Raw genomic sequence first — 12,749 nt, 5'->3', positions numbered from 1 at the left:
GGGGGGGGCGGGGGGGGGGGGGGGGGCGGGGGGGCCGGCGGGGGGGCCCCCCGGGGGGGGCCCCCCGCCCCGGGGGGGGGGGGGGCCCCCCCCCCCCCCCGGGGGGGGGGGCGGGCCCCCCGCCCCCCGCCGCTCTATGCGGTGGAGCACGATGGATGAACTAATCAAGTACCTGCCCGACCTCGCGATGGGCTTCTGGGGGAACATCAGGATCGCGCTCGTGGCCGCGGTCGTCTCGCTCGTCCTCGGGACGGTCCTGGCCGGGATGCGCGTCTCCCCGACGCCCGTACTGCGCGCGGTGGGCACGGTCTATGTGAACGTGGTGCGCAACACCCCCCTCACCCTGGTGCTGGCGTTCTCGGCGCTGGGCCTGAGCGACAAGCTCGGCCTCGTCTTCTCCGGCGAGCCGCGGACGAACTCCTTCTGGATCGTCTCGATGGGCCTGTCGCTCTACACGTCGGCGTTCGTGTGCGAGGCGGTGCGCTCGGGCATCAACACGGTCCCGATGGGACAGGCGGAGGCGGCCCGGGCGATCGGGCTGAGCTTCATGCAGACGCTGCGGCTGATCATCCTGCCGCAGGCGTTCCGATCGGTCATCGCGCCGCTGGCCAGCGTGATGATCGCCATGATCAAGAACACGACGGTGGCGGTCGCCGGCGGGTACGCCGCCGACGTGGCCGCGGAGATGAAGCTCACGTTCGACACCACGGGGGCCTCGATCCCGATCTTCCTCGGGGTGGTCGTGGCCTTCATGATCGTGACCATGCCGATCGGCTTCTTCTCCGGCTGGCTGGCCAGGCGTCTGGCGGTGGCGCGATGAGCGCGTCCGTCCTGTTCGACGCCCCCGGCCCGCGGGCCCGGCTGCGCAACCACCTGCTGACGGCGATCAGTGTCCTGGCGGTCCTGGCCGTCGTGTACTTCGTCTACCGGGGCTTCGACGCCAAGGGCCAGTGGGACGGCAAGATCTGGCAGCCGTTCCTGACGGCCGAGGTGTGGCGGGAGTTCATCCTGCCGGGCCTGCTCGGCACGCTGGAGGCGGCGGCCGCCGCGGCGGTGCTCGCGCTGGTCTTCGGCGCGGTCTTCGGCCTGGCCAGGCTCTCCGACCACGCCTGGATCAGGGTGCCGGCGGCCGCGGTGGTGGAGATCTTCAGGTCCATCCCGCTGCTGCTGCTGATCTTCTTCATCTTCTACCTGGCGCCCGCCGTCGCCGGCGGCGGCGACTATGCCTTCATCGCGGTGGTGCTGGGCCTGATGTTCTACAACGGCTCGGTGCTGGCGGAGATCGTGCGCGCGGGCGTGCACGCCATCCCCAAGGGGCAGGCCGAGGCCGCCTACGCGGTGGGCATGCGCAAGAACCAGGTGCTGCGCCTGGTGCTGCTGCCGCAGGCGGTCACGACGATGATGCCGGCGATCATCAGCCAGCTCGTGGTGCTGCTGAAGGACACCGCGCTCGGCTACATCATCGCCTACGTCGACCTGCTCAACACCGGGTTCAAGATCCTGCCGGCCGCGTACTTCGGCTCGCTGATCCCGGCGGCGATCGTCATCGGCGTCATCTACGTGGCGCTCAACATGACGCTGAGCTACCTGGCCACCCGGCTGGAGCGGCGCAGCCGGCGCAGCAGGAAGACCTCGGCGCGGCCGATCGCCACCCCCGGCGCGGCCTCCGTCGGCGTCGCCACCGGCCAGGGCACCGAGGGCGGCGGCATGGCGCCCGACATCCCCGTGGAGTGACCCGCGGGCCCGGCCCCGGGCCCGCGGACGAGCACGGCGGCGGGGCTCCCGTCCCGCCGCCGTCTCGTAAAGAAAGGCTCAGATCTTCGCCGGTGCGGCACGCTGACCGGCCCCGCGGAGCCGGTCAGCCCACAGACTCCTGTGCGTGCGGATACGTGGAGTCGTGGTGGCGCTGGCCGGCACGGCCGCGTTCGCCGTACCGGTGGCGTGCGGCGGCGGTGGCGCCTACTCCAGCGTCGTGGGCAAGATCAGGGGCACCGGCCAGGTCATCGTGGGCACCAAGTGGGACCAGCCGAGCCTGGGCCTGAAGGCCGGTCCCGGCGATCCGGAGGGCTTCGACGTGGACGTCGCCCGGTACGTCGTCGCCAAGCTGGCCCGCGGCCGTCCCGTGCACATCACCTGGCGGGAGGCGCCGGCGGCAGGCCGGGAGGCGCTGCTCCAGAACGGCACCGTGGACATGGTGTTCGCCACCTACTCCATCACCGAGGCCCGCAGGCCCAAGGTGACCTTCGCCGGCCCGTACGTGCTCGTGCACCAGGACACGATGGTCCGGGCCGAGGACGCGTCCATCCGCCAGGTCACCGACCTGCGCGGCAAGCGCGTGTGCCAGGTGCCCGGCTCCAACTCCTTCAAGCGCGTCGCCGACCCGCCGCCGGACGGCAAGCTCGACCTGCCCGTCGTGGCCGTGCCCGCGGCCAACTACTCCGACTGCGTGCGCAAGCTCAGCGCCGGCGAGCTGGACGCCGTCTCCACCGAGGACCTGACCCTGGCCGGCTTCGCCCAGCAGGCCCCCGGCCTGTTCCGGCTGCTGAACGACCCCTTCACCGACGAGCGGTACGCCATCGGCCTGAAGAAGGGCGACATCGAGACCTGCGAGGCCGCCGAGCGGGCCGTGGTCGAGATGTGGCGGGACGGGACGGCCACGCGGCTGCTGCGCAAGTGGTTCGGCGACACCGGGCTCAACCTGCCCACCACGATGCCGCCGCAGGAGAGATGTTCTTGATCGCGCCCCACGGCCCCGGATCTTCCGGCAGGATGCAAGTATGCCTTTCTGGCCGTCCCCCATCTCCGCCCGCGACGTCGCCGCCGCCGGTCTGCGGCCCGGCTGGCCCGTCGCCCAGGGCGGCCGGGTGTGGTGGACCGAAGACCGTCCGGGCGAGGGCGGCCGCACCGCGATCGTCCGCCGCGAGGCCGACGGCACCTGCCATGACCTGCTGCCCGCCCCCTGGAGCGCGCGCACGAGGGTCCACGAGTACGGCGGCCGTCCCTATGCCGTGACGCCCGGCGGCGACGTGGTCTTCGCCGCTCTGGCCGACCAGCGCCTGTACCTTCTCGGGCAAAACGGCCAGCCGAAACCCCTCACGGCCGAAGGTTCCCGCTACGCCGACCTGAGCGTCCACGACGGCGAGGTCTGGGCGGTGCGCGAGCGCCACGGCGAGCACGGCAAGATCACCCGGTCCGTCGTGTCGATCCCGCTGGCGGGCGGCGAGCCCCGGGAGCGGGCCTTCGGCCACGACTTCTACGCCTCCCCCGCCCTGTCCCCCGACGGCACCCACCTGGCCTACGTCTGCTGGAACCACCCCCGCATGCCCTGGGACGGCACCGAGCTGCGCGTCGTCCGGCTGCGCGACGGGCAGTCCCGCACGGTGCTGGGCGGCGAGGCGGAGTCCGTCCTGTCGCCCGTCTGGAAGGACGACGCCACCCTCTACCTGGTCTCCGACCGCTCCGGCTGGTGGAACCTCTACGAGTGCGGCCTCGACGGCGCCGCGCCGCGGGCGTTGTGCCCGGCCGAGGAGGAGTTCACGCAGCCGCCGTGGCAGCTCGGCGGCGCGCCCTACGCCGTGCTCGGCGACGGGCGGCTCGCCGTCCTGCACGGGCGCGGCGACCTGCGGCTGGGCGTGCTCGACCCGGCCACCGGCGCGCTCCACGACCTCGACCTGCCCCACACCGGATGGCAGGCCGCGCTCGCGGCCGACGGCATGTCCGTGACGGGCGTCGGCCACGCCGCCCGGCTGCCGCGCTCGGTCGTGCGGGTCGACGTCGCCGCCGGGCGGGCCGAGCCGCTGGCGCGGGCCGGCGAGCGTCTGCCCGACCTGTCCGGGGTGCCCGATCCGCGGCCGGTGGTCGTGCCGGGCGAGCGGCCCGTCCACGCCTTCCTGCACCAGGTCGCCGAGGAGCCGACGCCGTTCGTGGTGTTCGTGCACGGCGGCCCCACCGCCCACGCCGACACCGCGCTCGACCTGGAGAAGGCGTTCCTGACCTCGCGCGGCATCGGCGTGCTCGACGTCAACTACGGCGGCTCCACCGGCTACGGCCGCGCCTACCGGGAGCGGCTGCGCGGCCAGTGGGGGCTGGTCGACGTCGCCGACACCGTCGCCGCCGCCCGGTGGCTGGCCGACTCCGGGCTGGCCGACCCGGCCCGGATCGCGGTGCGCGGCGGCAGCGCGGGCGGCTGGACGGTGATGGCCGCCTGCTGCCGCTCCGGCGTGTTCGCGGGCGGGGTGTCCTACTACGGCGTCAGCGCGCTCGCGCCGCTCGCCGCGCACACCCACGACTTCGAGTCCCGGTACGTCGAGTGGCTGGTCGGCGACGACCCGGCCGTCTATGCCGCCAGGGAGCCGCTCGGCCTGGTCGACGGCGTGTCCTGCCCGATGCTGCTGCTCCAGGGGCTCGACGACCCGGTGGTGCCGCCCGAGCAGTCGACGGCCTTCGCCGACGCATTGTCCGAGCGCGGCGTCCCCTGCACTTATCTCGCTTTCGACGGCGAATCCCATGGATTTCGTCGATTGGAGACGCGGGTCGCGGCCCTGGCCGCCGAGCTGGCTTTCTACCAGCAGCTATTCAGTTAATGTCGCGATCTCCAGACAATTCCCGTACTGAATCAGCATTACCGACCAGTCGCTAGTCGCAAACAGTTACGTAACCGACCTCGACAGTCTTCCTCCGGCATGGGTTGCTCGTCTCAGTAAACGTGGGGCGCGCGTCGCGGCCACGACACGCGCCCCAGCTGTGCCAGCCAACAACACCCCCATCTCGGCACGAGGGAGGCCAGATGGCCAGCTTGCGCCATCTCAGCATCATCACGGTGGCGGCGGCAACTCTGCTCGCCACCTCCTGCGCGACGCAGAACGGAACCAGCAAATCCGCTCCGCCCCCCGCAGCGAGCCAGAGCTCCGGAAGCCCGGTCACGGGCGGCACGCTCAGGCTCGTGGGCTCGGGCGACGTCGACCATCTCGACCCGACCAGCATCTACTACGTCGTCACCATCGGGATCATGCGCGGCTACTCGCGCCAGCTGTACGCCCTCCAGGGCGTCGCGGCGGGAGCCGACACCACCAAGGGCTACGAGGTGCTGCCCGACATAGCGACCGAGCTGCCCACCGAGGCGAACGGCGGACTGAGCGCCGACAAGCTCACGTACACCATCAAGTTGCGCGACGGCGTGCAGTGGGACACCCAGCCGCCGCGGCCGGTGACGGCGGGCGACTTCGTCCGCGGGTTCAAGCGCATCTGCAACCCGGTGGCGGGCTCCGGCGCGCCCGGCTACTACACCAGCACGATCAAGGGCATGGCCGAGTACTGCGACGCCTACATCAAGGCGTTCGAGAAGGCCAAGCCCACCGCCAAGGCCCTGGCCGACTTCCAGAACGGCCACGACATCGCCGGCGTGCAGGCCAAGGACGACAAGACGGTCGTCTTCACCCTGACCCAGCCGGCCGGTGACTTCCTCAACATCCTGGCCCTGAACTTCGCCTCGGCCGCGCCGCAGGAGTACGACCAGTACGTCCCCGACGACGCCACCTTCCGCCAGCACGTGATCTCCAACGGCCCGTACAAGATCACCTCGTACGTGGCCACCAAGTCGATCCGGCTGGAGAAGAACCCGGCCTGGAAGCAGGAGTCCGACCCGATCAGGCACCAGTACGTCAACGCCATCGACGTCAAGATGGGCGTCGGCGAGCCGGACGCCGTCCAGCAGCAGATCGAGGCCGGCAGCGCCGACCTGTCGTGGGACCTGCCGGTGCCGACCTCGCAGATCCCGCAGCTCAAGAGCAACGACCCCAACTTCACGATCTTCCCCGGCGCGGTGACGAACCCGTACGTGGTGTTCAACCTGCAGAGCAAGAACGCCGGCGGGGCGATGGGCAAGCTCAAGGTCCGCCAGGCCATCGAGTACGCGATCAACAAGACCGCCATCGCCAAGATCTACGGCGGCGCGGATGTCGCGACCGCGCTGCACACCGTCATCCCGCCCGGCAACATCGGCTACCAGGAGTACAACCCGTACCCGACGCCGGGCGACCAGGGCGACCCGGCCAAGTGCAAGCAGCTGCTGAGCGAGGCCGGCTACCCCAACGGGCTGACCCTCATCGGCGCCTTCCGCAACGCGGGCAACCACCCGGCCAACTTCCAGTCGTACGCGGCCGACCTGAAGAAGTGCGGCATCACCGTCAAGGGCCTGCCGCTGCGCCAGGGCGACTACTACACCTACCTGCAGACGCCCTCGCACGCCAAGAACAGCGAGTGGGACCTGTCGGCCCCCGGCTGGATCCCCGACTGGTACGGCAACAACGGCCGCGCGGTCATGCAGCCGCTGTTCCAGACCAACTGCAACGCCGGCACCAGCAACTACGGCTGCTACAGCAACCCCAAGGTGGACGACCTGATCAAGCGGGCGCTCGCCGAGACCGACCAGGCCAAGGCCGCGGCGCTGTGGCACGAGGCCGACCAGACGGTGCTGGCCGACGCGGTGATCGTGCCGCTGAACAACCAGAACACGCCGCTCTACAAGAACAAGCGGGTGCAGAACGCCCTGTACCTGCCGTCGTACCAGGTCTTCGACGTCACCAACCTCTGGCTGAACCCCAACACGCCTTGACGACCGGCCTCCCGCGGGCGCGCCGGCAGGCGGGCCCGCGGGACGGCCGCGAGGGAGACATATGAGCCTGCTTGAGGTAACCGACCTCCAGGTGTCCTTCCCCACCTCCGACGGCGTGGTCCAGGCGGTGCGGGGGCTGTCGTTCACCGTCGACCGAGGCCAGACGCTGGCGATCGTCGGCGAGTCCGGCAGTGGCAAGACCGTGAGCACCCAGGCGATCCTCGGGCTGACCCCCGACGCCGACATCTCGGGTACGGCCCTGTTCGAGGGAGTCGACCTGCTCGGACTCGACAACGAGCAGCTTCGCCGCATCCGCGGCGCGGAGATCAGCGTGGTCTTCCAGGACCCGCTGACCAGCCTGCACCCGCTCTACAAGGTCGGCTGGCAGATCGAGGAGCTGATCCGCGTCCACCATCCCGGCACCCGCCGCGCCGAGGCCAGGAAACGGGCCGTCGAGCTGCTGGGCCTGGTGGGCATCCCGCGCCCCGACCGCAGGGTGGACGACTACCCCCACCAGTTCTCCGGCGGCATGCGGCAACGGGCGATGATCGCCATGTCGCTCGCGCTCAACCCCAAGCTCATCGTCGCCGACGAGCCCACCACCGCGCTGGACGCGACCGTCCAGGCGCAGATCCTTGAGCTGATCGGGCGGGTGCAGGCCGAGTTCGACATCGCGCTCGTCCTCATCACGCACGACCTCGGCGTCGTGGCCGGCATGGCCGACGAGGTGCTCGTCATGTACGCCGGGCTCGTCGTCGAGCGGGCCGACCGGCGCACGCTCTACTACCAACCGCACCACCCGTACACCAAGGGCCTGCTGGAGTCGATCCCGGGCAGCACCGGCGACCGCGGCGGACGGCTGCGGCCCATCCCCGGCTCGCCGCCCAGCCTGATCGCGATCCCGTCCGGGTGCGCCTTCCATCCGCGCTGCCCGTACGTGATGCCGGTCTGTCCCGCCGAGCGGCCGCCGCTGGCCTCCATCACGGGCGCGCGCGGCCACGCCTCGGCGTGCTGGCTGCCGCACGAGGCGATCGGGCTCGGCGCGGAGGCCGAGGCGCTGCGCAAGCGGGCGGTGCTCGGCACGGCGGAGGAGTCCTGATGCTGCTCGAAGTCGAGAACCTGGTCAAACACTTCCCCATCACCAGCGGCATGCTGATCAAGCAGACCATCGGCCAGGTCAGAGCCGTCGACGGCGTCAGCCTGTCGCTGTCGCCCGGCGAGACGCTCGGCCTGGTCGGCGAGACCGGCTGCGGCAAGTCCACGCTGGCCCGGTGCATCGCGGGCCTGCATCCCATCACCTCCGGCAGCGTGCGCTTCGACGGCGACGACATCACGAACCTGCCGCGGCGCCGGATGCGGCCCTACCGGCGCGACATCCAAGTGATCTTCCAGGACCCGTACGGCTCGCTGAACCCGCGCCGGCGGGTCGGCTCGATCATCGCCGACCCGCTCGTCATCCACCGGGTGCAGAGCGGCCAGGAGCTGCGGCGGACCGTCCAGGAGCTGATGGAACGGGTCGGGCTCAACCCCGAGCACTACAACCGGTTCCCCGCCGAGTTCTCCGGCGGGCAGCGGCAGCGCATCGGGGTCGCGCGGGCGCTCGCGCTGCGGCCCCGGCTGATCATCTGCGACGAGCCGGTCTCGGCGCTGGACGTCTCCATCCAGGCCCAGATCCTCAACCTGCTCAAGGACCTCCAGGACGACTTCGGGCTGACGTACCTGTTCATCGCCCACGACCTGTCCGTGGTGCGGCACGTCAGCGACCGGATCGCGGTCATGTACCTGGGCAAGGTGGCCGAACTGGCCACCGCGGAGGAACTGCACGCGGTGCCCCGCCATCCGTACACGAACGCGCTGCTGTCGGCGACCGCCGTGGCCGACCCCGACGAGGCCGAACGGCGGCACCGCATCATCCTCACCGGCGACGTGCCCTCGCCGATCGACCCGCCCGCCGGGTGCCGGTTCCATCCGCGGTGCCCGAAGGCGCGCGAACGCTGCTCGGCCGAGGAACCGCTGCTGGTGCCCCAGGAGCACCTGGTGGCCTGTCACTACCCCGTCGAGGCGGGCGAGGACCTGACCGCCGGGAGGACCGCATGACTCTCACGGAGATCCGTCCGGACGTCGTCACCGACCGCACGATCGCCGGACGCAGCCCCTGGCAGCTCGCCTGGGCGCGGATCAGGTCCGACCGGGTGGCCCTGATCTCGGGCATCGTCGTCGTGCTGCTGTGCCTGCTGGCCCTGGCCGCGCCGCTCATCTCGGCGTGGAACGGCCACGACCCCGACGAGCAGTTCCGCGACACCGGCATCACCGACCAGGGCCTGCCCGTCGCGCCCAACGGCGAGTTCTGGTTCGGCACCGACCGCCTCGGCCGCGACCTGTTCATCAGGGTCCTGTACGGCGCGCGCGTCTCACTGCTCGTCGGCGTGGTCGCGACCGGCGTGGCGGCGCTGGTCGGGGTCGTCATCGGGCTGCTGGCCGGGTACTACGGCGGCGTCATCGACACCATCCTGTCCCGGCTCATGGACGTGGTCCTGTCGTTCCCGTACCTGATCTTCGCGATCGCGGTGGTGTCCATCGCCGGGCCCTCGCTGACCGCGACGATCGGGGTGATCTCGTTCTACTCCTGGGCGGCCATCGCCCGCGTGGTGCGCGGCCAGACGTTGTCGCTCAAGGAACGCGAGTACGTCGAGGCGGCCCGGTCGATGGGTGCCGGCGACGCGCGGATCATGTTCGTCGACATCCTGCCGAACCTGCTGGCCCCCGTCATCGTGCTCACCACGCTGCTGGTGCCGGCCGCGATCGTGTTCGAGTCCACCCTGTCCTATCTGGGGCTCGGGATCGTTCCCCCCACCCCGTCGTGGGGGAACCTGCTGAGCGAGGCCCAGGGGTTCTACCGGGTGGCGTACTGGTATCTGGGCTTCCCGGCGGCCTCGCTGCTGATCACGACGCTGGCGTTCAACCTGGTCGGCGACGGGATCAGGGACGCCATCGATCCCCGGATGGAACGGCTGTTCAGCCGCCGGCGACGGCGGAACAGGCGCGCGGCCGCCGCTCCGGCGTCCGCGCCTGCTGCTTCTGGGTCCGGTGCCGCTGCTGGGGGGTCCGATGCCGCTGCTTCGTGACCGGGGTGGGATGCCGGTGCTGCTTCAGAAGCCGCAGTCGCTTCCGGAGCCGGGGTTGCTTCAGGAGCCCGGGTTGCTTCAGGAGCCCGGGTTGCTTCAGGAGCCCGGGTTGCTTCAGGAGGTGGAGGGCTGATGTTGCGACGGTTCCTGCTGCGGCGGACGCTGCTCGGGGTGCTGGTGTTGTGGCTGGTCTCCCTGGGCACGTTCTTCCTGTTCTTCGTCGCCCCCGGCGACCCCGCCCGTACGCTGGCCGGCCGCCAGGCCACCCCCGAGCAGGTCGACCTGATCCGGCACAACCTCGGCCTCGACCGTCCCACCATCGTCCAGTACTTCGACTACCTGGGCCGGCTGCTGCACGGCGACCTCGGCCAGTCGTACTTCTCGGGCGAATCGGTGGGCAAGCTGCTCGCCCAGGACTTCCCGCCGACGTTCTCGCTGGTGCTCGGCGGCGCCGTCCTGTGGCTCTGCGTCGGCGTCGGCGCCGGCGTGCTCAGCGCCACCCGCGTCCGCTCGTTCCTCGACCGCGCCCTGACCACGCTGGCCCTGGCCGGGGTCTCGATGCCGACGTTCGTGGTCGGCCTGCTGCTGCTGTATTTCTTCTTCTTCCAGCTCACCATGGCGGGCGCCCCGATCCTGCCGCCCGACTCCTACGTGCCCTTCTCCGAGAACCCCGGCGAATGGGCTCGCCATCTGATCCTGCCGTGGATCACGCTGGCCATGGTCCAGGCGGCCTCGTACGCCCGGCTCACCCGGGGCTCCATGCTGGACGTCCTGGGCGAGGACTACATCCGTACGGCCCGCGCCAAGGGCGTGCCCGAGGGCCGCGTCATCTACCGGCACGGCCTGCGCGCCGCACTGACCCCCGTGGTGACCCAGCTCGGCGTGGACATCGGCACGCTGATCGGCGGCCTGGTGGTGACGGAGTCGGTCTTCGGGCTCGGCGGCATCGGGCAGGCGGTGGTGCAGGCGTTCATCAGCGGGGACCTGCCGGTGATCATGGGCGTCGTCATCCTGGCCACCACCGCCGTGGTGGTGGCGAACCTGATCGTGGACATCGCCTATGGTCTTCTGGACCCCCGCATCCGCCTGGCCTGAGCTGCGTCTCTCGGCGGGCGCACCCCGCGCCCGCCGACACGCCGCCTCACCCGCCAGGAGGCTCCAGCATCAACCTGACCCGCCCCCAGGCGCTTCCACCTCATGGAACCAGCGGGCTCCTGGCATGGGCGGGTTCTCGGAATGGGTGAGTCTTCTCGGGGCCGGCGGGCGGCTTTCTCGGGGTCAGCGGGCGAACTCGGTGGCGCGGGACTCGCGCACCACCGTGATCCGGATCTGCCCCGGGTACGTCAGCTCCTCCTCCACCTGCTTGGCCACGTCCCGGGCGATCACCTGCGCCTGGATGTCGTCGATCGCGTCCGGCTTGACCATGACCCGGATCTCCCGCCCGGCCTGCATGGCGAACACCTTCTCCACGCCCTCGTACGACTGCGCGATCTCCTCCAGCCGCTCCAGCCGCTTGACGTACGCCTCCAGCGACTCCCTGCGCGCCCCCGGACGGCTGCCGCTGATGGCGTCGGCCGCCTGCGTGAGCACCGCCTCGACCGTACGGACCTCGACCTCGTTGTGGTGCGCCTCGATGGCGTGCACCACGTCCTCCTGCTCGCCGTACCGGCGGGCGATCTCGGCGCCGATCAGCGCGTGACTGCCCTCGACCTCGTGCGTGAGCGCCTTGCCGATGTCGTGCAGCAGCGCGCACCGCTTCATGAGCTGCTGGTTCATCTTCAGCTCGGCCGCCATGATCCCGGCGATGTGCGCGGACTCGATGAGGTGCTTGAGCACGTTCTGACCGTAGGAGGTGCGGTAACGAAGCTGCCCGAGCAGCAGCGTCAATTCGGGATGCATGTCCGTGATGCCCAGCTCGACCAGCGCGTCCTCGCCGGCCCGCGCACAGAGGTCCTGGACCTCCTGACGGCTGCGGTCGTGCGCCTCCTCGATGCGCTGCGGATGGATGCGCCCGTCCAGCACCAGTTTCTCCAGCGTGAGCCGCGCCGTCTCCCTGCGAACCGGGTCGAAACACGACAGCAACACCGCCTCCGGCGTGTCGTCGATGATCAGGTTCACGCCGGTGGTCGACTCGAACGCCCGGATGTTGCGCCCCTCGCGCCCGATGATCCGGCCCTTCATCTCGTCGCCGGGCAGATGCAGCACGCTGACGACCGACTCGGCCGTCTGCTCGGCCGCCACCCGCTGGACCGCCAGCGTCACGATCTTGGTGGCCCGCTTCTCGCCCTCCTTGCGGGCCTCGCCCTCGATCTCCCTGATGATCAGCGCCGCCTCGCGCTTGGCCTGGTTCTCGATCTCCTTGACCAGCTCGGACTTGGCCTGCTCCCCCGTCAGCCCGGCGACCCGTTCCAGGATCAGCCGCCGCTCGTCCTCGACCTGGAGCAGTTCCTCGCGCCGGTCGGCCAGCTCGACCTCGGTCTCGGCCAGCTTCCTGTCCCGCTCGGACTGCCGCCTGGCCTCCTCGTCGAGCCGCTGCTCGCGCTCGGCCAGCCTGGCCTCCCTGCGTTCGAGATCGGTCCGGAGCTCCTTGAGCTCGGACTTCAGGATCCGGCTCTCCTCCTCGACCTCCCGCCGCATCTGCGCGGCGCTCTCGACGGCGCTCTCCGACCTGCGCAGGAGCTCCTCGGCGTCGCTCTCAGCCTTGGCGCGGATCTCCCTGGCCCGCTCCCGCGCCTCCTCAAGCTCCGCGTGTACGGCCTCGACCTGCTCAGGGCTCGGCTCGGACTTCCGGGGCAAACCGCCAGACGTACGGCGTATGACGACGAGCAGCGCCACGATCATCCCGAACGCGAGCACGAGCACCGCCACCATCAGCACCACGACAAGCGGCTGCATGCGCGCCCCGCCCTCCTCGCGTCGTCAACACCTCATAACGCGGACCCAAAACGGGAGGGGTCACGTGCGCGCCACGGAAAGCCCGGTCGGCGTCGTCTCCAGGGCCGATGTCAGGC

10 protein-coding genes are annotated in these 12,749 nt (G+C 70.8%); 9 read left to right on the top strand and 1 reads right to left on the bottom strand.

All coding sequences use genetic code 11. The features are described from left to right. Positions 1 to 151 precede the first annotated feature (151 nt). The 9 genes from ACIBQ8_RS13615 (at position 152) to ACIBQ8_RS13575 (ending at position 10,833) form a co-directional block, all read left to right on the top strand. Entirely contained in the window at positions 152 to 820 is a 669-nt protein-coding gene (locus ACIBQ8_RS13615; protein WP_397180121.1) for an amino acid ABC transporter permease, read from the top strand. Then, positions 817 to 1,734: an amino acid ABC transporter permease gene (locus tag ACIBQ8_RS13610; protein WP_397192049.1), complete on the top strand. Its 918-nt coding sequence runs from the start codon at positions 817 to 819 to the stop codon at positions 1,732 to 1,734. The genes ACIBQ8_RS13615 and ACIBQ8_RS13610 overlap by 4 nt, the downstream gene beginning before the upstream one ends. Before the next feature lie 145 nt (positions 1,735 to 1,879). Then, positions 1,880 to 2,737: a glutamate ABC transporter substrate-binding protein gene (locus tag ACIBQ8_RS13605; RefSeq protein ID WP_397180123.1), complete on the top strand. Its 858-nt coding sequence runs from the start codon at positions 1,880 to 1,882 to the stop codon at positions 2,735 to 2,737. A gap of 40 nt (positions 2,738 to 2,777) precedes the next feature. After that, on the top strand, positions 2,778 to 4,583 hold the full coding sequence (locus ACIBQ8_RS13600) for a S9 family peptidase (RefSeq protein WP_397192048.1): 1,806 nt from the start codon (positions 2,778 to 2,780) through the stop codon (positions 4,581 to 4,583). Between the two features lie 203 nt (positions 4,584 to 4,786). Continuing rightward, positions 4,787 to 6,613: an ABC transporter substrate-binding protein gene (locus tag ACIBQ8_RS13595; RefSeq protein WP_397180125.1), complete on the top strand. Its 1,827-nt coding sequence runs from the start codon at positions 4,787 to 4,789 to the stop codon at positions 6,611 to 6,613. A gap of 61 nt (positions 6,614 to 6,674) precedes the next feature. Further along, positions 6,675 to 7,712, top strand: a complete 1,038-nt coding sequence (locus ACIBQ8_RS13590; RefSeq protein WP_397180126.1) for an ABC transporter ATP-binding protein — start codon at positions 6,675 to 6,677, stop codon at positions 7,710 to 7,712. Then, positions 7,712 to 8,710, top strand: coding sequence for an ABC transporter ATP-binding protein (locus tag ACIBQ8_RS13585; protein WP_397180127.1), 999 nt, complete (start codon positions 7,712 to 7,714; stop codon positions 8,708 to 8,710). The genes ACIBQ8_RS13590 and ACIBQ8_RS13585 overlap by 1 nt, the downstream gene beginning before the upstream one ends. After that, positions 8,707 to 9,738, top strand: coding sequence for an ABC transporter permease (locus tag ACIBQ8_RS13580; protein ID WP_397180128.1), 1,032 nt, complete (start codon positions 8,707 to 8,709; stop codon positions 9,736 to 9,738). Before ACIBQ8_RS13585 ends, ACIBQ8_RS13580 begins: the two co-directional genes overlap by 4 nt. 132 nt (positions 9,739 to 9,870) lie before the next feature. Then, positions 9,871 to 10,833 carry an ABC transporter permease gene (locus ACIBQ8_RS13575; RefSeq protein ID WP_352327360.1) on the top strand — a complete coding sequence of 321 codons (963 nt, stop codon included), beginning with the start codon at positions 9,871 to 9,873 and terminating at the stop codon, positions 10,831 to 10,833. A gap of 183 nt (positions 10,834 to 11,016) precedes the next feature. On the opposite strand, the gene rny is transcribed toward ACIBQ8_RS13575, so the two are convergent. Then, positions 11,017 to 12,633, bottom strand: a complete 1,617-nt coding sequence (rny, locus tag ACIBQ8_RS13570; protein WP_397180129.1) for a ribonuclease Y — start codon at positions 12,631 to 12,633, stop codon at positions 11,017 to 11,019. Positions 12,634 to 12,749 lie beyond the last annotated feature (116 nt).

Origin of the sequence: Nonomuraea sp. NPDC049646, from assembly GCF_044465525.1 — a bacterium.
Lineage (GTDB): Bacteria > Actinomycetota > Actinomycetes > Streptosporangiales > Streptosporangiaceae > Nonomuraea.
This window is presented reverse-complemented; position numbering and strand designations above follow the sequence as displayed.